Below are 24,580 nucleotides of genomic sequence, written 5' to 3' on the forward strand. Positions count from 1 at the left end.
CGCCAGCCCGAGGCTGCGGATGGTGTCGCCGATGATGCGGAAGACGCGGGTCATGTCCGGGCCTCCCCGGCCTTGTAGCGGTAGATCACGGTGTCCTCGTGGGCGGCGGACAGCGCCGCGTCCACCTTCGCGCCCAGCCGTTCGGCCAGCGCGGCGGAGCGGGTGTTGCCCCTGGCGACGCAGCTTGTGAGCGTTGTCCAGCCGAGTTCCGCGAAGGCATAGTCGCGGGCCGCGCGGGCGGCTTCGGAGGCGATGCCCCGGCCCTCGGCCCGGCCGGTGAAGAGGTAGCCCAGCTCCGGCTCCGGGTCCTCCTGGTCGAAGCCCAGGAGGACGAAGCCGAGCGGCGCGCCGCCATCGCGGGGTTCGACGGTCCAGAGCCCGTGCCCGCGCAGCAGCCAGCCGGCGGCCATCTGGGAGAAGTCGAGCCAGGCCTCTTCGCGCGTCGCGATGTCGAGGTGCTTGCCGCGCGGGCCGAGCACGATCTCGGCATAGGTGGCGAAATCCTCGGACAGCGGCGCGCGCAGGCGCAGCCGTTCGGTCACCAGCACGGGCACGCCGGAGGCGACGCGGCGGGCGAGCCGGGCGGAGGCACCCGACGGAGCGGTTTCGCAGGCGAGCCTCGTCATGCCGCGGCCTCCGTCACGTCCGGGTGGCGCCAGATGTCGATCGGCGTGCCGCGCAGCTCGGACCGCTTTTCGATCGTCGCGCCCAGGCGGGTCGCCAGTGCGGCGGATCGGTCGTTGCGCGGGTCGATGAAGCTGATCGGCGCGCGGATGCCCAGGTCGCCGGCCGCGTAGGCCCGGGCGGCCAGCGCGGCCTCGTGGGCGAGGCCCTGACCCTCGAACCCGTCGAAGACGGCCCAGCCGAGCTCCGGCTCGGGCCAGTCGAGGTGGTGCAGGATGCCGGTCCAGCCCGCGGTCTTCCCGGTCTCGCGGTGCTCGATCACCCAGAGCCCGTAGCCGCGCATGTGCCAATGCCCGGCCAGGATCATGAGCATGGAGTAGGTCTCCACCTCGCCGCGCTGGCCGCCGGTGAAATCGGCGCGGGGCGTGGTGAAATACTGCGCATAGCCGGGCAGGTCCGCGTCGCGGGGGCCGCGGAGGACGAGGCGCTCGGTCTCGATCACCGGGATGGGGGTCCGGAGGCTCATGAATAGGCCTCCATCCCGCCGTCTGCGATGTCGGCGGGCGCGGGGTGGCGCCAGACCTGCATGTGGCCCCAGCGTTCGTGGGTGAATTCGCTGTCGAGGAAGGCGCCCATCCGGGCCGCGACCCTGGCCGAGGCTTCGTTGGCGGGCTTCACCAGCGAGATGACGGTCGTCCAGCCCAGCACGTCGTAGGCATAGGCGCGCGCGGCGAGCGCCGCCTCGGTGGCATAGCCCTTGCCCTCGGCGCCCTCGAAGAGGTCCCAGCCGATTTCCGGCTCGGGCCAGCCCTCGGGGTTCCAGAGGCCCACGTTGCCGACGATCTCGCCGGTCTCGGTGACCTCGACCATCCAGCGGCCGTAGCCGCGCAGAGTCCAGTGGCCGATCTCGGTCCCGAGGTGGCGCCAGGCCAGCTCCGCCGTCAGCGGGCCGCCGACGAAGCGCGAGCGGTCCGAGGCGTAGAAGGCGCGCATCGGTTCGATGTCGCGGGCGTCGGGACCGCGCAGCGTCAGGCGTTCGGTGTGCAGGGTCGGGATCTTCATGCCGCCTTCTCCCTGAGGTCGAAATCGAAGCGGAGCGAGAGCGGCTCCCGCCCCGGCTCGGGGCTGAGCACGCCGCCGAGGGCCCGCGCGATGGCGATGGAGCCGTCGTTGTCCTCGTGCACGTAAGCCACGAGCTCCGTCCAGCCGAGGTCGTCGCGGTAGTGGCGGAGCGTTTCTGCGGCGGCCTCCCGGGCATAGCCCTTGCCTTCGTCGGCGCCGTCCCAGAGCGTCCAGGACAGTTCCGGCGGCAGGGTGTCGTCGTGGCAGAACGCGCCCACGTGGCCGATCGCGCGACCGGTCGCCTTTTCGGTGATCGTGTAGCGCCCGTAGCCGCGCAGCAGCCAGTGGCCCGCGAAGTTCGCGAGCTTGTCGAAGGCGAGGCGACGGGACTTCGGCCCGCCGATATAGAGCGTCCGTTCGCTCATCGAGTAGGCGGCAAAGGCGTCGAAATCCGACAGCTCGGGCCGGCGCAGGACCAGCCGCCCGGTGGTAAGCGTTTCGGCCGCGATCAGGGGCGTGCTCATGCGAGGCCCTCCAGCAGCTTGCGGCCCGCCTGCGTCTTGGGCAGGTGGCGCCAGATCCGCATCTCGCCGGTCATCTTGTGATCGAAGATGCCCTCGGAGCGGGCGCCCAGCCGGGTCACCAGCGCGGTCGAGCGGGGGTTCTCCTCGTCCACGAGGGAGATGCAGGAGGCCCAGCCTCTCTCGCGGAAGAGCCAGTCGAGCACGCCGCGCGCCGCCTCGGTGGCATAGCCCTTGCCCTCGGCGCCCTCGAGCAGCTGCCAGGACAGCTCGGGCTCGGGCCAGCCCTTCGGGAACCACGGGCCGACGAGGCCGACATGCAGGCCGGTCGCCTTCTCGCTGACCGCAAAATGGCCATAGCCGCGCAGGTGCCAGTGGCCGATGATGGTGGCGATGGACCACCAGACGGCCTCCTCGTCGGGGTACTGATCGACGAAGGGGCGGGCACCGGCCATCAGGTAGGCGGCGGTGGCGTCGAAATCCGGCGCGGCGGGGCAGACGAGGCGCAGCCGCTCGGTCAGGATCTCGGGATAGGCCATGGGGGCGGGGCGCATCATCGGGCGGCCTCCGCGGTCAGTGCCGTCAGGTCGTGGTAGATGACCACGTCGCCCGGCTCGGTCCCCGGCAGGTCGCTGCGGCGGGTGCCGCCGATCCGCTCGCCAAGCGCGATGGACCGGGCGTTGCCCGGGTCGATGTAATTGACGAGGTGATCGAGGCCCAGCGTGTCCCGCGCCCAGTGCAGCACGGCCGTCGCGGCCTCCCGCGCGATGCCGCGGCCCTCGGCCTCGGGGACGACGAACCAGCCGAGCTCGGGCTTGGGGTAGCCCTCGGGCTGGTAGATGCCGACCTCGCCCAGATAGGTGCCGTCCGTGTCCTCGACCGAGAACGGGCCCGCGCCCATGAGCGGCCATTGCGCCACCTCGGAGGCCCAGATCCGCCACGCGGTCTCACGCGACACGGGGCCGCCTTCCCAGACCGAACGGTCCGAGGCGTAGAATCCCGCCCGATGCTCGAAATCCGCCAGCACCGGCATGCGCAGGCGCAGCCGGGCGGTGGTGAGCGTCGGCGCGACCGCGAGGTCGCTGAGGCGGGCCGCCCTGGTCATTACTTCTTCTTCCCGAAGCCGCTGAGGCCCGGGGGCAGGGCCGCGCCGCTGCCCATGCCGCCGAAACCGCCGGGCATCTTGCCGCCGGGCATGGTGCGGCCCATCTGCTTGGCCGCCGCCTCCAGCGCCTGCGGGTCCATCTGGGAGGGGTCCATGCCGCCCTTGCCCATCGACTTCATCGCCTGCTTGAGCATGCCGCCTTTGCCCATCTTGCCCATCTTCTTCATCATGTCCGCCATCTGGCGGTGCATCTTGAGAAGCTTGTTCAGGTCGGAGACCTCCATGCCCGAACCCGCCGCGATCCGCTTCTTGCGGCTCGCCTGCAGGATCTGCGGGTTCGCCCGCTCGCGCTTGGTCATCGACTGGATCATCGCGATCTGGTGCCGGATGGCGCTGTCGTCGAAGCCCGCCTCCTGCACCTGCTTGGCCATCTTGCCCATGCCGGGAAGCATGCCCATCACGCCTTCCATGCCGCCCATCCTGAGCATCTGGTCAAGCTGCTCGCGCATGTCGTTCATGTTGAACTGGCCCTTGGCGAAGCGCTTCATCATGCGCTCGGCCTGCTCGGCCTCGATCGTCGCCTGCGCCTTCTCGACGAGGGCCACGATGTCGCCCATGCCGAGGATCCGGCCGGCGATCCGCTCGGGCTCGAAGGTCTCGATGGCGTCCATCTTCTCGCCGAGACCCACGAAGCGGATCGGCTTGCCGGTCACCGCGCGCATCGACAGCGCGGCGCCGCCACGGCCGTCGCCGTCCATCCGGGTCAGGACCACGCCGGAAACGCCGATCTTGTCGTCGAACTCCTCGGCCACCTCGACGGCGACCTGGCCCGTCAGGCCGTCGACCACGAGCAGCGTCTCGCGCGGGTTCACCACGTCGCGCACGTCGGCGGCCTGCTGGATCAGCTCCTGGTCGATATGCAGCCGACCGGCGGTGTCGAGCATGTAGACATCGTAGCCGCCCAGGGACGCCTGCGTCTTGGCGCGCCTGGCGATCTGCACCGGGGTCTCGCCCTTCACGATCGGCAGCGTGTCGACGCCGATCTGCACGCCGAGGATCTGCAGCTGCTCCATCGCGGCCGGGCGGTTGACGTCGAGCGAGGCCATCAGGACCCGCTTGCCCTCGCGATCCTTCAGCCGTTTGGCGAGTTTCGCGGTGGTCGTCGTCTTGCCCGACCCCTGGAGGCCGACCATCAGGATCGGCGCGGGGGCGTTGTCGATCTTCAGCTTGCCGGGGTCGCCTTCGCCCTGCAGCACGTGGACCAGCTCGTCATGCACGATCTTGACGACCTGCTGGCCGGGGGTGATCGACTTGGTGACCGCCTGGCCGGTGGCCTTGTCCTGCACCGCCTTCACGAATTCCCGCGCGACGGGGAGGGAGACGTCGGCCTCCAGCAGCGCCACGCGGACCTCGCGGAGCGCGGTCTTCACGTCGTCCTCGGAGAGCGCCCCCTGCTTGGTCAGCCGGTCGAAGACGCCGGAGAGGCGTTCGGAAAGATTTTCAAACATGCCCGGCCCTCCTGCGGCCCCTGAAATGCGACATGCCCCCGATGTGGGCGGGGACGGTGAGTTACACAAGCGCGAACCGAAGGCGCGCGCCCAAACGACGATGGCACCAGTGGGCGCAACGCGCTGACTGGTGGCGATCCCTGCTCGAATGGCAAAGGGACCGGAAGTGCCTTGGCTTCCGGGTATTGCAGCGGCGTTTAGGCCCGCGCGGGCGCGGAGTCAAGGAAAGAGCGGCCCCGGAGCCGCCGGGCGCGGGTTTCCGACACCCGGGCGCCGGGCCTGTTCGCGTGCCTGCCCCTACGGCATTTACAGGGCGCGCGGTTTTTTCCATCCTCGGCGCAGCGTCACAGGAGGCCCGCTTGTCCCTCGTTCCCGTCCTTGCCCGCGCCATGGTCGCGCTTGCCCTCGCCACGCAGGCCTGCGCGCAGGAGGCGCCCGAGCTGCGGCTGGAGCTCGACACCGGCGGGCATCTCGCGGTGATCCGGGCGCTTTCGGCGGATGCCTCGGGGCGCCATGTCGCCTCGGCCTCCGAGGACAAGACCGTCCGGGTCTGGGACCTGGCGGGCGCCGCGCCTCCGGTGGTGCTGCGGGGCTACGCGGGGCCCGGCAACGACGGGATGGTGAACGCGGTGGCGCTGTCCCCGGACGGGCGCTTCGCCGCGGTCGGCGGCTATTTCGGCCCGCATCACGCGGTGGACGCGACATTCGGCGACGTGCGCATCTTCGACACCCGCACGCGCGAGGTGGTGCGGGTGCTCGAAGGCCACCGCTACGTGGTCGACAGCATCGCCTATTCGGCCGAGCGGGACGAACTGGCGGTGACCGGGCAGGGCGGGATCGTGATGCGCTGGAAGGACCCCTTCGGCGCGGCGCCCGAGGCCCTGCCCCCGCTCGACAGCCAGGCAAGCCGGGTGCTGCGGGTGGCCTATGCGGCGGGCGGCACGCGGGTGCTGGCGGCGACGACGGATTACGGGCTGCGGATGTGGTCCCTGCCGGAGGGCGCCGAGATCGCGCCGCCCGAGGCGGAACCGCTCTGGGACATCGTGGTGAGCGGGCTGGCGGTCAGCCCCGACGGCGCGCGCTTCGCGGTCTCGGGTTCGGACGGGCGGGTGGAGATCCGGGCCAGCGCCGACGGTGCCGTGATCGCGCGCCTGCCGGAACGGCCCTTCCGCGCGGATGCGCTGGCCTTCACGCCGGACGGGCGGCTGGCGGTCGGCTGCAGCTATCGCTGCGCCGGGGCGCACGAGGCCGAGGTCTGGACGCCCGGCGCGACGGCGCCGGACACGGTCTACCGCGACCACGACGGCGCGGTGAGCGCGGCGCTGGCGCTGCCCTCGGGCGCGGTGGTCACGGCGGGCGGGCGGGGCACCGCGCTGCATGTCTGGCAGCCGGGCGCAAACGCGGCGCGCCGGGTGCTCTCGGGCGCGGGCACCCCGGTGACGGCGGCGGGGATCGCGCCCGACGCCTCCTGGATCGCCTGGGGCCGGGCGGATCCCTGCCCGGACCGCCCCGTCTGCCCCGAGGTGCTGGCCCCGCTCGCCATGCGGATGGACCTGCCGCAGGGCGACCGCGGCTTCGGACCGCCGGGCCCCGGCGACACCGCGGCCGCGCTCCGCGCGCGGCTCGAGGGCGACGGCCGCACGCTCAGCTTCGAGACGGCGCCGGGCGCGGGGTTCGTCGGCGATACGATGGCGATCTCGGGCGCGGCAAAGCCCGTCCGCCTGCGCCGCTCGGCGACCGACGGGTATTACCACAGCGCGGCCACCCTCGCGGGGGAGGAGGCGATTTCCGGCGGCGCCAGCGGCCTGCTGCTCGCCTATGGCCCCGACGGCGCCTTCGCGGGCGAGTTCCGGGGCCACACCGGCGACATCCTGGCGCTGGCGGCCGCGCCCTCGGCCGGGCGGCTGCTTTCGGCGGCGGCGGACCGGACGATGATCCTATGGAACCTCGCCACCCGGGCCGAGATCGCGCGCTTTTTCGTGGCCGGGGATCAGTGGATCACCTGGACGCCGCAGGGCTATTTCCACGCCTCGCCCGATGGCGACCGCATGGTCGGCTGGCGGGTGAACCGCGGCCGCGACGCGGCGGCCCGCTACATCCGGGCGAGCGAGCTGAAGCGTCATCTCCATTCGCCCGAGATCGTCCGGCGCGCGATCCTCGCCGGCGATCCGGCACAGGCGGCGCGGGACCTGCGCGGGACCGATGGCGAGCTTGCGGCGCTGCTGACCCGTGCCCCGCCCGCCTTCGACCTGCGCCTCGCGTCCGAGATCGACGCGCCCGAGGGGGCCGCGGTGCTCGAGATCACGGGCGCCGGGGTCGAGGAGATCGAGGCCTGGGGCTATTCCATCCTCGTCAACGACCGCCGCGTGCCGCCGCTGCCCTACCCGGACCCGACCGGGCAGGGGCGCAAGCTCTACCAGGTGCCGCTCGGCCCGGGCGAAAACGCGATCAGCGTCACGGGAGAGGACGATTTCGGCTATGTCGCCGAACGCGCGGCGATGGCCCTTGGCGAGACGGTCGCGCGCGCGCCCGAAAAGGTGGGCAAGCTCTATGTCGCGGTGATCGGCGTGGCGGATTACCCGAACCTGCCCGAGGGCTGCAACGGCGGGCCCTGCGATCTTGCCTACCCGGTGCAGGACGCGGTCGAGATGCTGGCGACCCTGGCCGAGACGACCGGCCGGCTGCACACGGAGATGGAGACGCTGGTGATGGTCTCGCCCTCGCGCCTGGCCGGGTCGGACCGGCTGATGCAGGCGCTGAGCGCGGTCACGCCCGCCGATGCCGTCCTGCCGCCCGAGGGCCGGCTGGTGGAGGATGCGCTGACCGATTTCCTCGCCAGGCCCGGGCCCGAGGACACCACCATCGTCTTCGTCGCCGGGCACGGGCTGAACCTCGACGAGGATTACTACCTGCTGCCCGAGGATGCCGAACAGCGCGGCGGGGAATGGCGGACCCGCTCGCTCTTCGACTGGCAGATCCTGCAGGAGGAGCTGGGCTATGCCCTGGGGCGCCGGATCCTGCTGATCGACACCTGCCACGCCGCGGGCGCCTTCAACGCGCGGCTCGAGAAGGACGCGGCCGATGCGCGGATCGTGGTCTTCTCGGCCACCGCCGCCAACAACACCGCCGCCGAGCGCCGCGACCTCGGGCACGGGATCTTCACCTACGCCCTGCTCGAGGGGCTGCGCGGCAAGGCGGCCTCGGGCGACGGGGTGCGGCTGCTGGGGCTTGCGGATTACGTCCATCGCGAGGTGCTGCGGCTGTCCGACGCCCGGCAGGAGCCGTTCTATTCGCTGCTCGAGACCTCCAACTTCCTGCTGGCGCAGCCGTGATCCGGGCGCTGCTGCTCTGGGCCGCGTCGGCCTCTGCCGGGTTCGGCGCCTGCCCGGAGGGCAGGGCGCCCTTCCCGCCCTTCTACACCGATGCGGCGCTCTTCGAGGGCGCGCTGGCGGCGACCGGGCACGAAGCCCCGGCGCCCGACCCGGTGCGCGCGGTGACGGTGCCGCATCATCTGGAGGTCCCGGAGCTGATCGCGCTCGGCCTGCGCCGCGCGGGCGGGGCGCCGCGCCGGATCGTCGTGCTGTTCCCGGACCATTTCCGCGGGCTGCGCCGGCATCTGGGCACCACGACCCGCGGGTTCGAGACCCTGCTGGGCCCCGTTCCCGCCGATCCGGCGGCGCAGGCGCTCATCGACAGCGGGCTGGCCGAGGATGCCTGCATCTTCGACCGCGATCACGGGGTCCGAGCCGTGCTGCCCTTCCTCGCCCGCCTGCATCCCGGGGTGCCGGTTCTGCCGCTGGCCATCGGCATCGGCTCGGGCCCCGCGGAATGGGAGGCGGCGGCGGACGCGCTCGCGCCGCTCGTGGACGCCGGGACGCTGCTGGTGCAGGCCACCGATTTCTCGCATTACCTGCCGCATCACCTTGCCCGGCAGCGCGACCAGCAGGTGCTGAACCTGATGGCCGCGGGCGATCTCGACGCGATCGCGGCGCTGCGGCAGCCCGACCACGTGGACAGCCTCGGCGCGCTCTGGGTGACCTCCCGGCTGATGGCGGCGCAGGGGATGGCGCCGGTGGTGATCGCGAACCGCAACCTGCAGGAAGGGCACCGCGACTTCATCGCCGAGACGACGAGCTACGTCGTCGCGCTCTACCAGCCGCCGGGCGCCGACCCCGGCCCGGCGCCGGGTGACACGCCGGTCTACATGCTGGGCGGCGACTTCTTCACCGGCCGGGCCCTGACGCCGCTGCTCGCCGACGCGCATGTGGCGGACCGGGTCGCCGCGGCGGCACGGCAGGCCACCCGCGGTCTGCCGCTGGTGCTGAACCTCGAGGGCGTGCTGCTGGAGGAGGTGCCCGCCGGGCTGGAGCACCTGACGCTCGGGATGCCCGCGGCGCTGGCCGTGGCCATGGCGGAGAGCCTGGGCGTCGCGGGCTTCGGCCTGGCCAACAACCATGCGAACGACCTCGGCGTCTCGGGCCGGGCGGCGACCCGGGCGGCGCTGGCGGAGGCGGGGATCGCCTTTGCCGGGCCGGGCGAGGCGCTCGACCTGCCGGGGCTGCGGATCGTGGCGCTGAGCGATCTCGACGGGCAGGGCGGACAACTCACCGATGCGGCGCTCGACGCGCTGGTCTCGGACCCGGGCGTCCCGGTGCTGGCCTTCGTGCACTGGGGCGAGGAATGGGTGACCGCGCCCTCGGACCGCGAGCGCGACCTCGCGCTGGCCATGTCGCGGCGCGGGGTGGCGGCCGTGGTGGGCGCCCATCCCCACGCCGCCGGCGCCGGCGTCTCGGTGGTGAACGGCGGCGACACCGGCGTGGTCCATTCGCTGGGCAACTTCCTGTTCGACCAGCGCCCGCCCGCGGCGAGCGGCGCGCTTGTCGAGGTCCGGACCTTTCCGCAAGGCACGCTGTTCCTGCGGCAGATTCCGCTGCCACCGCTCTACGAGATCGCGCGCGGGCGCTGAAGTCTTGCCAGATCCGGAGCGGCGCCGGTAACATTCGCGTTATTTACGGATGAGGTTTGCATGACCCGACGTTTTCTTATCGCCGTCCTCTCGGCCCATTTCCTGTCCGCCGCCCCCGCGATCGCCGATCCGCAGACCGCCCCCCAGGAGCGCCTGCACGTGCTCTATGACCGGGCCGCGGGCGAGGTCGTGCGCCGCATGGTGCGTGTCGTTGCCCCGCATCCCGAGCTCAGCCTGACCTTCCGCTGGGATCCTGCGCCCGGGAACTGGCCCGGCGTCGATGCGGCGGGCTTTGCCGAGGGGCCGGGCGTGGTGACGTGGCGGATCGAGGGGCTGGCCGATTACGATCCGCGCGGCGTCGATCACCGCTACGAGGGCAGTCTGAAGGCCGGGCGCTTCGAAGGGCCGGGCCAGCTGACCTACCGCGACGGGGCCGAGCGCCGCGGCCAATGGATCGCCGGCAGGCTCGAGGGCGAGGGCTACAGCCGCGATGCCGGGGGCAATGTCTACGAGGGCGGTTTCGCCGCGAACCGCCCGGACGGCACGGGCACCTGGCGCGGGCGCGACGGCACGGTCTACGCGGGCGGGTTCGTGGCCGGAGAACGGCACGGCCCCGGCCGCATCACCGAGCCGGGCGGCCTGAGCTACGCGGTCACCCATGACATGGGGCAACTGGTCGAAACCGCCCGGCCCGACGTGCCCGACGCGCTGGTCGGCGGGCTGCTTCCGGCACAGGGCGGGGATTCCGCCTCCAACGTCAGGTTGGCGCTCGGGGTCGACCTGCGGACCACCGAGAATGCCGCGGTGCAATATGCCAGCGAGGCCGCCGACGGTTCGGTCTACATCTTCCCGCGCGACGAGGGCGACCAGAACCTCTGGAACGGGCGGGGCTGGCTGTCGGAATTCGGCTATACCCTCAGGCGCGGCACCGATGCGGAATGGGACGAGACGCGCGCCTTCCTCGCCCTCGAGATGGGGACCAGAAACGGCGGGCGGGAGCGGCTGAAGTCGCTCGACCTCGTCGTGCGTCAGGCCGCGCCGCATCTCCAGCCGATGCTGACGGCCGATCCGCACCTGGGCTGTGTCGGCTTCCGGCCCAGCTTCTCGATCCTGAATTACGGCTGGGGACCGGTCGAGAGCGGCACCGCGCAGGTCCGCTTCATCGACCCGAAGGGCTACGATCCAAACGTCCCGCGCGGGCAGGAGCATGGCTCGGGCTGGTTCGAGCTGCCGATCCCCCGGATCGAGCAGGGCGTTGACATCTACGTGCGCGATGTCCTCGCCGCGGCGGGGGTGGACGTGAACCGGCTGGAGACCGAGCGCTTCACCTGCCCCTCTGCGGACCTGCTGGACCAGTGCCGGGCCACCGCGAAGCAATCGGTGAACTTCGGCCAGCTCGGACCCTACGTGAACGGCTGGGACGGGCTGAGTACGCGGATGCAGGCGAAGATGAGCTACGGCTGGACCGACGCTTTCGGCAAGCCGCAGACCTCGGAGCAGTGGTTCTCGGTCGACATTCCGCTGCTCAAGATCGAAACGCCCGCGCCGCTGGCCGAGTGCGGCGATGCCGGGGCCTATGCGCCCGAGGCGCCGCAGTTCCAGCACGTCGAGCTGAACCCGGACGCGGGCGGATACCGGGTGAACATCCCGGTCCGCGGCAATCCGAACATCGACCGGCTGATCGCGGGGCTCGCGCTCTGGTCGCGCAAGAGCGCATGGCACAACTTGCAGGTCGAGGCGAGCTTCGCCGACGGCAGCGTCCGCAGCACGCCGCCCGTCCACCTGTTCTTCCTGCACCCGCGGCAGCCCGCGTTCACCAGCAGCGCCCGCCCGGCGAGCTGCTACCTCGACCCGGCCGGGGGGAGTTGCTGACGCGGCAGCCCTTGCCCGTCGCGCCGCTTCGCTGCATCAAGGCCCGACGAAGCCGAGGGAGGGGCATGTGCTGGACGACTACCGCGCCATCGTGGGCGAGAAATACCTGCTGACCGGAGAGGGCGCCGCCCGCTGGACGACGGACGCCACCGGCAAGATCAAGGCGACGCCGCTGGCCGTGGCCCGGCCCGCGGACACGGCCGAGGTGGCCGCGCTGGTGACGGCCGCGAACGCCGCCGGGCAGGCCATCGTCCCGGCAGGCGGGCTGACCGGGCTCACCGGCGCCACGGCGGCCGAGGGCGCGCTGGTGATCTCGCTCGACCGGATGAACGCGATCCGCGAGATCCGGCAGGACGCGCGGTCGGCGGTGGTCGAGGCGGGGGTGGTCCTGACCCGGCTGCACGAGGCGGTCGAGGACAGGGGCCTGAGCTTTCCGCTGACCTTCGGTGCGCGCGGCTCCTGCATGGTGGGTGGCTTCCTCTCGACCAATGCCGGCGGTTCGAACGTGCTGCGCTACGGCAACACCCGCGACCTCGTGCTCGGGATCGAGGCGGTGCTGCCCTCGGGCGAGGTGCTGGACCTGATGACGGGCCTGCACAAGAACAATTCCGGCTACGACCTGCGGCACCTGATGATCGGGGCCGAGGGAACGCTGGGCATCATCACCGCCGCCGTCCTGAAGCTGGTGCCGAAGCCGCGCGCCCATGCGACCGCCATGCTTGCCCCCCGCGACCTCGGCGCGGCGCTGAAGATCCTGAACGCGGTGCAGGAGGACAGCGGCGGCGCGGTCGAGGCCTGCGAATACATGCCGGGCGATTACGTCGAGAACTATGCGCAGATGCATCCCGAACACGGGATGCCCTTCGACACGCCGCAGCCCGTCAACGTGCTGATGGAGCTCGGCTCCACCGTGCCGCGGGACAGCACGCCCGGCCCGGACGGAGAGGTGCCGCTCGTCGCCCGCTTCGAGGCGATCCTGGGCCGGTTCTTCGAGGAGGGCCTGCTGCTCGATGCCGTGGTGGCGCAGAGCGAGGCGCAGCGCCGCGTGATGTGGGCCCGGCGCGAGGCCGCGGCCGAGGTCGCGGGCACGCGGTCGCCGCGGGTGACGAACGACGTCGCGGTCGAGGTCGACCGGATGGACGAATTCATCACGCGGGCGGACGCGGTGCTGGCCCGGGTCGATCCGGGCGCCGGGCGGTCGATCGTCGCCCATCTCGGCGACGGCAACATCCACTACACCGTCTGGCCCGGCAGCGACGATCCCCTGGAGCACGACCGGATGGTCGAGGCGATCGAGGATATCGTCGTGGACATGCGCGGCAGTTTCTCTGCCGAGCACGGGATCGGGATCTACAAGCTGAACTCGATGGCGCGGCGGAAGAACCCGGCCGCGCTCGGCGCGATGCGCGCCATCAAGGCCGCGCTCGATCCGAAGGGGATCATGAACCCGGGCAAGATGCTGCCCTGAGCGGGCGGCCCGTCGCTGCAATGGTCGCGGCGGGCCGGTTCGCGGGGTGTCCGGTCAGCTGACCGGTTCGCAGAACAGACGGTAGAGCAGCGCGATCACCTGCGAGGTGCTGTCGCCCGCGAGACGGTAGTAGACCGTCTTGCCGTCGCGCCGCGTGTCCACCAGACCCTCGTCCCGCAGGCGGGCCAGCATCTGGCTGACGGCCGCCTGCCGCATCTCGAGCAGCGACTCGAGTTCGCCGACGGATTTCTCGCCATTTCCGAGGTGGCAGAGAATCATCAGCCGCCCCTCATGGGCCAGAGTCTTGAGGAAGGCGGCTGCCTTTCCGGCGTTTTCCGCCATTTCTTCCGCGGGTGCGGGGGGAGCGGCATCCATTGGGCTCACACGCTTTCCAATTCGTTTTTGTCAGAACGAAAGTTTCTTACCATTTCGCTACGGCAAAAGCGAGATCAGGATTTCACGCTCGGAGCCCCCCCTTCGAAGACGTTCTCGTCCGTGTAGTCGCAGGGAGCGTCCTGCATCTGCAGGTGCAGGCTTTTGCCACTCCACAGATGGGTACGCGCGAGCTCTTCGTCCACCTCTATGCCCAGGCCGGGCCCGGAGGGGGGCGTGACGTACCCGCCCTCGACCGAGATCGCCCCCTTGATGAGGGCGGCGTGGAACGGGGTCTCGATGGTCTCGATCATCAACAGGTTGGGGATCGAGGCCGCGAACTGGATGTTGGCCGCCCATTCGACGGGCCCGCAGTAGAGATGCGGCGCCATCTGCACGTTCCAGCCTTCCGCCATGGCGGCGATCTTCTTCGCCTCCCAGATGCCGCCGACGCGCCCGAGGGCCGGTTGCAGGATCGTCGCGGCGCCGGTGCGCAAAAGCGCCGCGAACTCGGCCTTGGTGGTCAGCCGCTCGCCCGCCGCGACGGGGATCGAGGTGGCGCGCGCGACCTCGGCCATGCTGTCGGGATTGTCGGGCGGCACCGGCTCCTCGTACCAGAGCGGGGACCAGGGCTCGATCGCCTTGGCGAGCCGGATCGCGCCGCCGGTCGAGAATTGCCCGTGGGTGCCGAAGAGCAGGTCGGCGCGGTCGCCGACGGCCGCGCGCACGTCGCGGCAGAATTCGGCGGAGCGCGAGATGTCGCGCATCGCGGGCATGTGGCCGCCCCGGATCGTGTAGGGGCCGGCCGGGTCGAACTTGACCGCCGTGTAGCCGCGGTCGACGAGGTCGCGCGCGCTTTCGGCGGCGAGGTCCGAGCGGATCCAGAAATCACCCGGATCGTGGTGCGGCAGCGGATAGAGGTAGGAATAGGCCCGCAGGCGGTCGTTCATCCGTCCGCCGATCAACGCGTGCACGGGGCGGTCGCGGTGCTTGCCCAGGATGTCCCAGCAGGCGATCTCGAGCCCCGAGAAGGCGCCCATCACGGTCGGGTCGGGACGCTGCGTGAAGCCAGAGGAATAGGCGCGGCGGAACATCAGCTCGATGTTCTCGGGGTTTTCGCCCGCCATGTGGCGGTCGAAGACGTCGCGGATGACGGCGGTCTGCGCCCCGGCGCCGACGGCGGCGGCGTATACCTCGCCCCAGCCGGTGATCCCGGTGTCGGTGGTGACCTTCACGAGGATCCAGTAGCGACCGCCCCAGCCCGGCGCGGGCGGGGCGGTCACGATGATGTCGAGGCCGTCGAGCCTCACCCGATCACCGCATCACGATGACGTTGCGCCGCGCGGCCCCCGTCTTGGTGTTCTCGATCGCGTCGTTGATCTGGTCGAACCGGTAGCGGCCCGAGATCAGCTCGTCGAGCTTCAGGCGGCCCTGCTTGTAGAGGTCGATGATCCAGGGGATGTCGCGCTTGATGACCACGTCGCCCATCTTGGAGCCGACGAAGCCCTGGCCCTGGTTGGCCATGATCAGCGGCGAGTAGGACGAGGTCTTGTCGCCATGCGGCATGCCGACCATCACGACGTTGCCGCCGGCGGCGAGGTAGAGCGGCGCCTGGTTGTAGACGGCATCGACGCCCACGGTGACGAGGACGGCATCGGCGCCGCGGCCGAGGATCTCCTTCACCAGCTTCCAGGGCTTCTGCTCCCTGGCCGAGACCACGTCGGTCGCGCCGAATTCCTTCGCGACCTCGAGCTTCTCGTCCAGCATGTCGACGGCGACGACCCGCCGGGCGCCGGCGATCACCGCGCCCTGGATCGCGTTGAGCCCGACGCCGCCCGCGCCGATCACCACGACGTCCTGGCCGACGCGGATGTCGGCCGCGAGCGCCGCGGCGCCCACGCCGGTGATCACGCCGCAGGAGATCAGCGAGGCCACGTCCTTCGGCAGGTCCGCGGGGATCCTGCAGAGCTGCGACTGGTCGACCACGACCTTCTCGGCGAAGGCGCCCGAGGCCATCGCCTGGAAGACCGGCTGGCCGTCCTGGCTGAGCGGGCCCCTGGTGCCGTCATAGGGGGTTTCGCAGATCGTCGGCTGGCCCGACCCGCAGGAGGTGCAATGCCCGCAGGCGCGGATCAGCGTGACGCAGACATGATCGCCCACCTCCAGACCCTGCACGCCCTCGCCGAGCTTCGTGATCCGGCCCGCGGCCTCGTGGCCGAAGACGGCCGGCACGGGACCGCCGAAGCCGCCCTCCTGGAACGAGATGTCGGAATGGCAGATGGCGACGGCGTCGATCTCGACCTCGACCTCGCCCATTTTCGGGTCGGCGAGCTGGATGTCCTGAATGACGAGCGGTTTGCCGTGCTCGACGCAGACGGCGGCCTTGACGGTTTGCATGATGGGGCTCCTCCGGTGTTGCGGTGACCTTGTCCGGGGGTGGTGTAGCATGCAAGTGCGAAATTGAATTCCGTTCGCCGGAAATTCCGTTGCGTCACAGGGCCGGGCGGGATCGAACGGAGCGCGGCCCTGCGGGCCGCGCACACGATGTTTGCGATCCGGCCGGGGGCCGGATCGCGATGCCTCCGGCGGGGGTGAGCGGCGTCCCGGCCAACGTCCAGTGGACGTTGGCAGCCGCGAACGGGCGGAGCCCCGGGATCGGGGTGCTCTCTTTGCTCAGGCGGTCTGGCGGGCCTTCTTCGCGAAAAGCCGGGCTTCCTGCGGGGCAGTGCCGAGGGCTGCCACCGGGTCGAAGATGTCGCGCGTGTCGGTCTCGGGCCAGGTCTCGGTGGCGATTTCGGCGAGGTGGCGGTTCTCGTCGCGGGCCCGGAGGCAGGCCTGTTTGACCGCCGCCTGCGCCTCGGGGCGGGGCATGTGGGCGGCCAGCCGGAAGGAGAGCGCCTCGGCGTGGAGGAGGCCGCGGCTGTCGTTCAGGGCGGCGCGCATGGCCTCGGCGTCCGGCGTGAGGGCCGGAGCCAGGGTGCGGGCGGTCTCGAGCGCGGAGGCGGCGGAGAGGGTGAGCTGCGGCAGGGTCAGCCATTCGGTGAACCAGGCCGCGCCGTCCCGTTCCTGCCGGGGGTGACCGGCGGCGAGCATCGCGCCGTTCAGGGCGTTGACGTGGGCGGCCAGCGCCACGAGGGCGGAGGGGCCGACGGGGTTCTGCTTCTGCGGCATGGTCGAGGAGCCGCCGGAGGTGCCGAGACGGATCTCTCCGATGCCGGATTGCGTGGCGAGGATCAGGTCCTCGCCCATCTTCGCGAGCGCCGTGGCGAGGCGGGCGAGCCAGGCGGTGATGCGGAGGAGCGGGCTGCGGTCGGCGTGCCAGGAGCGTTCGGGATCCGTCAGGCCGAGGGCCCTGGCGAGATCGGCGCGGAGGGCCGCCGGGTCGGGGCCGAGCTCGGAGCCGGTGCCAGCGGCGCCGGAGAGGGAGACGGGGAGGCTTTCGCGGATCGTGGCGAGCTCGGTGCGCAGGTCGATCAGCGGGAAGCCCCAGTGCGCGACCTGCGCGCCGAAGCTGACGGGGGTGGCGTGCTGTCCGTAGGTGCGGCCGGGCATCGGAAGCTCGGCATGGGTCTCGGCCAGCGTCGCGAGGTCGGAGAGCAGCGCGGAGAGCCCGTCGTGGAAGAGCGCGAGTGCCTGCCGGAGGCGGAGCATCAGGGCGGTGTCCATGATGTCCTGCGAGGTGGCGCCCCAGTGGAGGTACTGCGCGTGTTCGGGGGCCTCCATCGCCTTGCGGAAGGCCGCGACCAGCGCCGGGACGGGGACGCCGTTCCGGCCCGTCGCCTCGGCCATGCCGCCGGGGTCGAGCGGGATCTCGAGCGCGGCGCGGTGGATGAAGGCGGCGGAGATCTCGGGGATCACGCCGGCCGCACCCTGGACCTTGGCCAGCGTCCCCTCGACCAGCAGCATGGCGCGGATCTCGGCGCTGTCGGTGAAGAGGCGGCCGATCTCGCCGGGGTTGAAGAGCTTGGCGTAGAGCTGGCTGTCGTGCGGGGAGGCGGCCATCAGGAGCTTTCGGCGATGCGGTGGATCAGGGCGGCAAGGCCGCGCGGATCGGAGAGGAAGGGGGAATGGCCCGTGGCCAGGTCGTAGCGCGCGGCCTTGCCTTGCGCCGCCATCCGCTCCTGGTCTGCGGCGGGGATCATCCGGTCCTCGGTGCAGCGGATGTAGCTTTTCGGCACCGCGTCGAAACCGGGCTCGAGGCGGATTTCCTCCTGATGCGGGGCGTTCGGCTCGGGGACGATATGGTCGAGCGCGGCGGCGGCCTCGGCCTCTGTCGCGCCGTTGTAGAGGAAGGGGGCGGCGCCCTCGGGATCGAAGATGTAGGCGTCGGTGCCGGCGCGGCGGAAGCGGGGGCGCTCCTTGGCTTCGAAGCTGCGCATCTTGCCGACGAGGGTGTCGCCGTCCTGCGGAAGCAGGGCCGCGACGTAGATCAGGTGCAGCGCCTTTTCCGGCGCGGCCTGCGCGGCGGCGGAGATCGAGAAGCCGCCGGCGGAATGGCCGACGAGGACCGCGCCGTCGCCCGCCGCTCCGAGGATCGTCTCGGCGTGGTCGGCGAGGGTGAGGGCCGCCGGATCGCGGGTGTCGTTCCCGCGGCCCGGCATGTCGAGGGCAAGGACGTCATGGCCCTGCGCCTCGAGGAGGGGGACGGTCGCGTGCCAGCACCAATGGTCATGGCACGCGCCGTGGATGAGGAGAATCCGTTTCACAGGTCGAGGAAAACGGTTTCCTTGTCTCCCTGCAAGACGATGTCGAAGCGATATTCCCCGTCGGCGGTCTTTTTCGCCATCAGGGTCTCGACCCGGGGGCGCTGCTCGATCCGCTTCAGGAGGGGATCGTCGCCGTTTTCCTCGTCCTCGAAGTAGATGCGGGTCTGCAGGCCCGTGTTGATCCCCCGCGCCACGATCCAGAGCGAGATATGCGGGGCCTGGAAGCCGCCGCCGCGCGCCGGGACCCTGCCGGGCTTGACGGTGCGCAGTTCGTATTCCCCGCTCTCGCCATGGGCGGCGAAGCGGGCGAAGCCCGAGACCCTGGGGTCGGCGCCGTCCTGGCCGGGGAATTTCCCCGCCGCATCGGGCTGCCAGCTTTCGATCATCGCGTCGCGGAGCGCCCAGCCGGTGCCGTCGAAGACCTGCCCGCGGATGGTGATGACCTCGCCCCGGGCCCCGTCCTCGATGGGCGAGGTGCCGAGCTCGATCTCGTAGGCGCCGGCGTTGCCCGCGTGGGTCGGCATGCAGCCGATATGGACGTAGGGGCCCGCCGTCTGGGAGGGGCTTTCCTGCAGGGTGTCGAGTTTCTGGACCATCACATGCCCTCCGGCTTGTTCTCGAACATGGTCTGGCGGCGGCCGCGCAGGACGATGTCGAACTTGTAGGCGAGGAAGTCGAGCGGCCGCGACTTCGCCATGTCGAGCGGCGCGACCAGCCGGTCGAGGTGGCTGCGGTCGCGGATCGTGTTGGCGATCGGGCAGAGGTCGATCAGCGGGTCGCCCTGGAAATACATCTGGGAGATCAGGCGCTGGCCGAAGCTGTGGCCGAAGATCGAGAAGTGGATGTGCATCGGCCGCCAGTCATTCGCCCGGTTGGGCCAGGGATAGGCCCCGGGGCGGATGGTGAGGAACTCGTAATAGCCGTTGTCGTCGGTGATGGTCCTGCCGCAGCCGCCGAAGTTCGGATCGATCGGGGCGAAATAGGTGTCCTTCACGTGGCGGTAGCGACCGCCCGCGTTGGCCTGCCAGATCTCGACCAGCGTCTGCGGCACGGGCCTGCCGAATTCGTCGAGCACCCGGCCGTGGACGAGGATGCGCTCGCCGACAGCGGGGCTTTCGCCCCTGGTCCAGTTCAGGATCAGGTTGTTGTCGAGTTTTCCCAGGATGTTGTGGCCGAAGCGGGGGCCGGTTTCCTCGGAGGGCGTCGATTCCATCGACAGCAGCGCCTGGTTCGGGGAGCGCGGCACGCTCGTCTTGTAATCCACCGCGTAGGCGGGCGGGTGGATGTCCCGGTTGCGCGGGACCAGCGGTCCGAGGTCTTCATTCATTCGTCGTCTCCTCCATCTCGGCGAACGTGGCCTTGGCGATCTTGATCGCGTGGTTGGCCCTGGGCACCCCCGCGTAGATCGCCACGTGCTGCATGACTTCCTGGATGTCCTTCTTCGTGGCCCCGGTGTTCTGCGTCGCGCGGACATGCATCGCGACCTCGTCGAAATTCCCCAGCCCGGCGAGCAGGGCGAGGGTGACGAGCGAGCGTTCGCGCGGCGTCAGCCCGTCCGAGGCCCAGACGGTGCCCCAGGCGCCTTCGGTTATGAGCTCCTGGAAGGGCTGGTCGAACGCGGTCTTGTTCGCTTCGGCGCGGTCGACATGGGCGTCGCCCAGGACCGAGCGGCGGACCTGCATGCCGCGGTCGTATTTCTCAGACATGGCCGGTCCCCCTGATGAAATCGTTCAGGATGCGGGAATAGGCCTCGGGCTGCTCGACGGGAGGAAGGTGGCCCGCCTTGCGGATCAGCTCGAACCTGGAGCCGGGGATCAGGTCGATGGTCTCGCGCACGAGGTCGGGGGGCGTGGAGCCGTCGTCGGCCCCCGCGATGCCGAGCGCGGGGATGCGCAGGCCCGAGGTGGGGGTGTAGAAATCGGTGCCGGAGATCGCGGCGGAGCAGCCGGCATAGCCCTCAGTGGGCGTCGCCAGCAGCATGTTGCGCCAGGCGTGGAATTCATCGGTTGCGTGGAAGGGCTTGGCGAACCAGCGGTCCATGATCGCGTCGGCCAGCGCCGCCACGCCGCCCTCGCGGACCGCCTTGATGCGGTCGTCCCACATCTCCTTGGTGCCGATCTTGGCGCCGGAGTTAGAGATCACCACCGCGCGGACGAGGTCGGGGCGCTTCACCGAGAGCCCCTGGGCGATCATGCCCCCGATGGAGAGGCCGACGAAGAGCGCGTCCTTCACCCCGAGGCGGTCCATCAGCTTCTCGGCGTCCGAGACGAGGGTGCCCATCGAATAGGGCCCCGCCGGAACGTCGCTCAGCCCGTGGCCGCGCTTGTCGTAGCGGATGATCCGCAGCCCGGCGGGAAGGTTGGGCACGATCTTGTCCCAGAGCCGGAAATCGGTGCCGAGGGAATTGGCGAAGACGATGGGCGCGCCATCCGGGTCGCCCTCGTCGGAGTAATGCAGGCGGATGTCGCCGAGGTCTGCGATCTTCATCAGTACGGGAGCCCCACGTAATTCTCCGCGAGCGAGGTCTGGGCCGCCCGGGAGTGTTGCAGATAGTCCAGCTCCGCCTCCTGCATCCGGGCCTCGAAGGCGCCGCGGTCGGGAAAGCGGTGGAGGAGCCCCGTCATGCTCCACGAGAAGCGCTCGGATTTCCAGACCCGCGCGAGGGCCTGTTCCGAGTAATGCGTGACCCCGTGCGCGTCGCCCTCATAGGCCTGCACGAGGGCGTGGTAGAGGTAGTGCACGTCCGACACCGCGAGGTTCAGACCCTTGGCCCCCGTCGGCGGCACGATGTGGGCGGCGTCGCCCACGAGGAACAGGCGGCCCCATCTCATCGGCTCGGCGACGTAGGAGCGCAGCGGGGCGATGGATTTCTCGATCGAGGGGCCGGTGACGAGGCGCTCGGCGGCGTCCTCGGGGATGCGGCGCCTCAGCTCGTCCCAGAAGGCGTCGTCGGACCAGTTCTCGACCTTGTCGTCCTGCGCGACCTGCACGTAGTAGCGCGAGAGCCTGGCGTTCCGCATCGAGCAGAGCGCGAAGCCGCGTTCGTGCTGGGCATAGATCAGCTCGTCGTCGACCGGGGGCGTCTCGGAGAGGATGCCGAGCCAGCCGAAGGGATAGACCCGCTCGAATTCCTTCAGGACGGACGCCGGGATGGTCTGGCGGGACACCCCGTGGAAGCCGTCGCAGCCCGCGACCCAGTCGCAGTCGAGCCGGTGTTCGGTGCCGTCCCTGGTGTAGGTCACGTAGGGGGCATCGCTGTCGGCGCCGTGGATCTGCACAGCCTCGACATTGTGGATGACCTTGCCGTCCATCCGGTCGCGCGCCTCGTAGAGGTCACGGGTGGCCTCGGTCTGGCCGTAGACCATCACCTGCTTGCCCACGAGATCCTTGAAGTCGATCCGGAAGCCTTCGTTCCGGCAGGCGAGGTAGACGCCGTCGTGGGGATAGCCCTCAGCGTCCATGCGGGCCCCGACGCCCGCCTCGCGGAGCATCTCGACCGAGCCCCATTCCAGCACGCCCGCGCGGATCCGGCTCAGCACGTAGTCCCGGCTCTGGCGTTCCAGAACGACCGTGTCGATCCCGGCGCGGTGCAGCAGTTGCGACAGCAGCAGGCCCGACGGCCCGCCACCGATGATGGCTACCTGGCAACGCAAAGCAAATCCTCCCTGTTCGCGGGGAACAGGGTATGGATTTGGTTGTCACTGTCAATCAATTTTGGCCCCGCCCGGGGCCGGGCTCATTTCCCGATGGTCTGCAAGGCCTTGGCGAACATGGCCGGATCGACGTTGCCGCCCGAGACGACGGCGACGACGGAATCGCCCTCGATCTCGTGCTTTCTGGTCAGCGCCGCGGCGAGCGCGACGGCGCCGCCCGGCTCGGCCACGATCTTTAGCCGCAGGAAGGCCTCGGCCACCCCCGAGAGCGCCTCGTCATCCGTGACGGTGAGGCCGGGGCCGCAGAGCGCGGACATGATCGGGAAGGTCAGGTTGCCCGGCTGCGGGGTCACGATGGCGTCGCAGATCGAGCCGCCCATCGACTCGTTGCGCTGGATCGAGCCTGCCGCGAGCGAGCGGGTCACGTCGTCGAACCCCTCGGGCTCGACCGGCCGGGCGCGCAGGCCGGGTGCCTTGTCGGCCAGTGCCAGCGCGATGCCCGAGGTCAGCCCGCCGCCGCCGCAGCAGACCAGCACGTCGGCCTTCGCGATGCCCGCCTCGGCGGCCTGCTCGGCGATCTCGAGGCCGGTCGTTCCCTGTCCCGCGATCACCATCGGCTCGTCGAAGGGCTTCACCAGCGTGAGCCCGCGCGCCTCGGCCATCTCGGTGCCGATCTGGTCGCGGTCCTCGGTCAGCCGGTCGTAGAGGACCACCTCGGCGCCATAGGCACGAGTGTTCGCGATCTTCAGCGCGGGCGCGTCCGAGGGCATGATGATGACCGCCGGCGCCCCGTGCATCTTCGCCGCCCACGCGACGCCCTGCGCGTGGTTGCCCGAGGAGAAGGCGATCACGCCTTTCCGGCGCAGATCGGGGGCGAGCGCCGAGACGGCCGACCACGCGCCGCGCGCCTTGAACGATCCGGTGTGCTGGAGGCATTCCGGCTTCACGAAGACCTTCCGGCCCGCGATCTCGTCGAGGAAGGGCGAGGTCAGCAGCGGGGTGCGCCGGATATGGCCCTTCAGCCGGGAGGCGGCGGCCTCGATGTCTGCCACGGTGATTGCGAAGTCGTTCATTTCAGCTGCTCCAGCCATGCCGTCAGCGCGGCGAGCGCCTCGGGTTCGTCAAGAAAGGGGATGTGGGCCCGGTCGGGCACATGGGCCACGATCAGGTCGGGATTGCGGCGGGCCATCTCCTCGACCGTCTCGCGCGTCAGGAGGTCCGAGTTCTCGCCGTGGATGACGGCACAGGGCAGGGGCGCGATGGCCTCGAACAGCGGCCAGAGCGCGATGTCCCCCTCCACCGGGCCGCCCGCCTCGGTGGCGGTGACGAGGCCGGGATCGTAGTTCAGCCGCAGCCCCTCGGGCGTCATGTCGGTGGCGTTCTCGACCTCGGTGATCCAGCGCTCGAGCGGCACGCCGGGGAAGGCGGCGGCGTTCTGCGCCATCTTCGCGCGGGCGGCCTCTTCGACTGTCGCCTGTTCCGGGTGCTTGCCGAGATAGCCGCGGATCGCCTGCAGCCCGGCGCCGGAGACCACCGCGCCCACGTCGTTCATCGCCAGGCCGAGCAGACGGTCCTTCCGGGTCGCGGCCATCATCATGCCGATGAGCCCGCCGCGCGAGGTGCCCAGCACGGCGGCCTTCTCCACGCCCAGATCGTCGAGCAGCTTCAGCGCATCCGCCATCTCGACCGCGGGGTCGTAGGTCTTCCACTCCGCCCAGTCCGATTTCCCGCGCCCGCGGTAATCCATGCGGATCATGCGGACGCCGCTCAGGTGCGGGGCGACGTGGTCGAAATCCCGGGTCGTGCGGGTCAGTCCCGACAGGCACAGAAGCGGCAGGCCCTCGCCCGTGTCCTCGTACCAGAGCGAGAGACCGTCGGGGGCGGTGAAATGCGGCATCAGAAAAGCTCCAGCGCGGGGACGCCGGAGAGGTCCGGCAGGATGTGGGCGGGCCGGCCGGGCAGGCGATCGAGCGGTTCGCCCTTGCGGTTCACCCAGAGCGCGGTGAAGCCGTAGGCGGCGGCCGCCGCCGCGTCCCAGCCGTTCGACGAGACGAAGAGCACCTGATCCGGCGCGGTTCCGAAGCGGTGCCCGACAAGGTCATAGACGGCGCGGGCAGGCTTGAAGATGCCGACGCTTTCGACCGAGAGGCAATCGTCCAGCACGTCGCCGATCCCCGCCGAGGCGACCGCATCGGCCAGCATCCCGGGCGCGCCGTTCGACAGGATCGCGGTGGTGAGCCCACGGTCCTTCAGGGCCCGCAGCATGGCGGGAACCTCGGGGTAGGCCTCGAGTTCGCGGTAGAGCGCCAGCAGCCGGTCGCGCAGCGCGGCGTCGCCGTCCAGCCCGTGCCGCTCGAGCGCCCAGTCGAGCGCGTCCTGCGTGACGGTCCAGAAATCCGCGTGATCGCCCGACACCGCGCGAAGCCAGGAATAGGAGAGCTGCTTGATCCGCCAGTCCTCGGCCAGCGCCTGCCAGCACGCGGCCAGCCGGGCGCGGTCCGGTTCGCGCGCCGCGGCACGCGCGGCGGCGGCCACGTCGAAGAGCGTGCCGTAGGCGTCGAAGATACAGGTCGTCACGGGCATGGCGGATACTCCGTCGCGAGGTCGCGGCGACCCTGCCACGACGCGCGGGCCGGCGGAAGGCTTGTTTGCATTGCGCGGCCGGAGCCCCTAAATTGGGTGGCAAGACCGGGCAACCCGTAGAGATCGGCCCCGGCAAACCC

24 protein-coding genes are annotated in these 24,580 nt (G+C 70.7%); 4 read left to right on the forward strand and 20 right to left on the reverse strand.

Translation table 11 applies throughout. The features are described from left to right. Positions 1–50: 50 nt before the first annotated feature. From Q344_RS0114660 to ffh, 7 genes are read right to left on the reverse strand one after another with little or no spacing between them, the layout of a single operon-like run. The gene (locus Q344_RS0114660; RefSeq protein WP_028287401.1) at positions 51–626 is read right to left on the reverse strand and encodes a GNAT family N-acetyltransferase; all 576 of its coding nucleotides are present in this window, start codon (positions 624–626) and stop codon (positions 51–53) included. Continuing rightward, positions 623–1,150: a GNAT family N-acetyltransferase gene (locus Q344_RS0114665; protein WP_028287402.1), complete on the reverse strand. Its 528-nt coding sequence runs from the start codon at positions 1,148–1,150 to the stop codon at positions 623–625. Before Q344_RS0114665 ends, Q344_RS0114660 begins: the two co-directional genes overlap by 4 nt. Next, on the reverse strand, positions 1,147–1,686 hold the full coding sequence (locus tag Q344_RS0114670; protein ID WP_028287403.1) for a GNAT family N-acetyltransferase: 540 nt from the start codon (positions 1,684–1,686) through the stop codon (positions 1,147–1,149). Before Q344_RS0114670 ends, Q344_RS0114665 begins: the two co-directional genes overlap by 4 nt. After that, entirely contained in the window at positions 1,683–2,210 is a 528-nt protein-coding gene (locus Q344_RS24055) for a GNAT family N-acetyltransferase (protein ID WP_051630644.1), read from the reverse strand. Before Q344_RS24055 ends, Q344_RS0114670 begins: the two co-directional genes overlap by 4 nt. After that, on the reverse strand, positions 2,207–2,764 hold the full coding sequence (locus Q344_RS0114680; protein ID WP_028287404.1) for a GNAT family N-acetyltransferase: 558 nt from the start codon (positions 2,762–2,764) through the stop codon (positions 2,207–2,209). The genes Q344_RS24055 and Q344_RS0114680 overlap by 4 nt, the downstream gene beginning before the upstream one ends. After that, a complete protein-coding gene (locus Q344_RS24060) occupies positions 2,761–3,312 on the reverse strand; it encodes a GNAT family N-acetyltransferase (protein WP_051630646.1) in 552 nt (183 codons plus the stop codon). Before Q344_RS24060 ends, Q344_RS0114680 begins: the two co-directional genes overlap by 4 nt. Then, a complete protein-coding gene (ffh, locus tag Q344_RS0114690; protein ID WP_028287405.1) occupies positions 3,312–4,820 on the reverse strand; it encodes a signal recognition particle protein in 1,509 nt (502 codons plus the stop codon). The genes Q344_RS24060 and ffh overlap by 1 nt, the downstream gene beginning before the upstream one ends. 359 nt (positions 4,821–5,179) lie before the next feature. Here ffh and Q344_RS0114695 point away from each other — a divergent pair, with 359 nt between their 5' ends. The 4 genes from Q344_RS0114695 to Q344_RS0114710 all read left to right on the forward strand — a co-directional run bounded on the left by Q344_RS0114695 (position 5,180) and on the right by Q344_RS0114710 (position 13,126). Further along, positions 5,180–8,152 (forward strand): caspase family protein, encoded by a 2,973-nt coding sequence (locus Q344_RS0114695; protein ID WP_051630648.1) that lies wholly within the window; start codon positions 5,180–5,182, stop codon positions 8,150–8,152. Continuing rightward, positions 8,149–9,786, forward strand: a complete 1,638-nt coding sequence (gene amrB / locus Q344_RS0114700; RefSeq protein ID WP_028287407.1) for an AmmeMemoRadiSam system protein B — start codon at positions 8,149–8,151, stop codon at positions 9,784–9,786. Before Q344_RS0114695 ends, amrB begins: the two co-directional genes overlap by 4 nt. A gap of 60 nt (positions 9,787–9,846) precedes the next feature. Further along, on the forward strand, positions 9,847–11,658 hold the full coding sequence (locus Q344_RS0114705; RefSeq protein ID WP_028287408.1) for an MORN repeat-containing protein: 1,812 nt from the start codon (positions 9,847–9,849) through the stop codon (positions 11,656–11,658). A gap of 67 nt (positions 11,659–11,725) precedes the next feature. Beyond that, on the forward strand, positions 11,726–13,126 hold the full coding sequence (locus Q344_RS0114710) for an FAD-binding oxidoreductase (RefSeq protein WP_028287409.1): 1,401 nt from the start codon (positions 11,726–11,728) through the stop codon (positions 13,124–13,126). 54 nt (positions 13,127–13,180) lie between these two features. On the opposite strand, the gene Q344_RS0114715 is transcribed toward Q344_RS0114710, so the two are convergent. The 13 genes from Q344_RS0114715 to Q344_RS0114775 form a co-directional block, all read right to left on the reverse strand. After that, a complete protein-coding gene (locus Q344_RS0114715; protein WP_051630650.1) occupies positions 13,181–13,468 on the reverse strand; it encodes an ArsR/SmtB family transcription factor in 288 nt (95 codons plus the stop codon). Positions 13,469–13,575: 107 nt separating this feature from the next. Beyond that, the gene (locus Q344_RS0114720) at positions 13,576–14,808 is read right to left on the reverse strand and encodes a mandelate racemase/muconate lactonizing enzyme family protein (protein WP_028287411.1); all 1,233 of its coding nucleotides are present in this window, start codon (positions 14,806–14,808) and stop codon (positions 13,576–13,578) included. A gap of 4 nt (positions 14,809–14,812) precedes the next feature. Continuing rightward, on the reverse strand, positions 14,813–15,895 hold the full coding sequence (locus Q344_RS0114725; protein ID WP_028287412.1) for a Zn-dependent alcohol dehydrogenase: 1,083 nt from the start codon (positions 15,893–15,895) through the stop codon (positions 14,813–14,815). A gap of 276 nt (positions 15,896–16,171) precedes the next feature. Next, positions 16,172–17,500 carry a lyase family protein gene (locus tag Q344_RS0114730; RefSeq protein ID WP_028287413.1) on the reverse strand — a complete coding sequence of 443 codons (1,329 nt, stop codon included), beginning with the start codon at positions 17,498–17,500 and terminating at the stop codon, positions 16,172–16,174. Further along, positions 17,500–18,204, reverse strand: a complete 705-nt coding sequence (locus Q344_RS0114735) for an alpha/beta fold hydrolase (protein ID WP_028287414.1) — start codon at positions 18,202–18,204, stop codon at positions 17,500–17,502. The genes Q344_RS0114730 and Q344_RS0114735 overlap by 1 nt, the downstream gene beginning before the upstream one ends. Continuing rightward, on the reverse strand, positions 18,201–18,800 hold the full coding sequence (gene pcaG / locus Q344_RS0114740) for a protocatechuate 3,4-dioxygenase subunit alpha (protein ID WP_028287415.1): 600 nt from the start codon (positions 18,798–18,800) through the stop codon (positions 18,201–18,203). Before pcaG ends, Q344_RS0114735 begins: the two co-directional genes overlap by 4 nt. Then, positions 18,800–19,531: a protocatechuate 3,4-dioxygenase subunit beta gene (gene pcaH / locus Q344_RS0114745; protein ID WP_028287416.1), complete on the reverse strand. Its 732-nt coding sequence runs from the start codon at positions 19,529–19,531 to the stop codon at positions 18,800–18,802. Before pcaH ends, pcaG begins: the two co-directional genes overlap by 1 nt. Further along, complete coding sequence (gene pcaC / locus Q344_RS0114750) at positions 19,524–19,910, reverse strand: 4-carboxymuconolactone decarboxylase (RefSeq protein WP_028287417.1); 387 nt, start codon at positions 19,908–19,910, stop codon at positions 19,524–19,526. The genes pcaH and pcaC overlap by 8 nt, the downstream gene beginning before the upstream one ends. After that, positions 19,903–20,691: a 3-oxoadipate enol-lactonase gene (pcaD, locus tag Q344_RS0114755; protein WP_028287418.1), complete on the reverse strand. Its 789-nt coding sequence runs from the start codon at positions 20,689–20,691 to the stop codon at positions 19,903–19,905. The genes pcaC and pcaD overlap by 8 nt, the downstream gene beginning before the upstream one ends. Continuing rightward, positions 20,691–21,857, reverse strand: a complete 1,167-nt coding sequence (gene pobA / locus Q344_RS0114760; protein ID WP_028287419.1) for a 4-hydroxybenzoate 3-monooxygenase — start codon at positions 21,855–21,857, stop codon at positions 20,691–20,693. Before pobA ends, pcaD begins: the two co-directional genes overlap by 1 nt. 83 nt (positions 21,858–21,940) lie before the next feature. Continuing rightward, positions 21,941–22,930 (reverse strand): threonine ammonia-lyase, encoded by a 990-nt coding sequence (locus Q344_RS0114765; protein WP_028287420.1) that lies wholly within the window; start codon positions 22,928–22,930, stop codon positions 21,941–21,943. Continuing rightward, positions 22,927–23,754, reverse strand: a complete 828-nt coding sequence (locus Q344_RS0114770; protein WP_028287421.1) for an alpha/beta fold hydrolase — start codon at positions 23,752–23,754, stop codon at positions 22,927–22,929. The genes Q344_RS0114765 and Q344_RS0114770 overlap by 4 nt, the downstream gene beginning before the upstream one ends. Next, entirely contained in the window at positions 23,754–24,440 is a 687-nt protein-coding gene (locus Q344_RS0114775) for a haloacid dehalogenase type II (protein ID WP_028287422.1), read from the reverse strand. The genes Q344_RS0114770 and Q344_RS0114775 overlap by 1 nt, the downstream gene beginning before the upstream one ends. Between the last annotated feature and the right edge of the window lie 140 nt (positions 24,441–24,580).

It is taken from the genome of Pseudooceanicola nanhaiensis DSM 18065, from assembly GCF_000688295.1.
Lineage (GTDB): Bacteria > Pseudomonadota > Alphaproteobacteria > Rhodobacterales > Rhodobacteraceae > Pseudooceanicola > Pseudooceanicola nanhaiensis.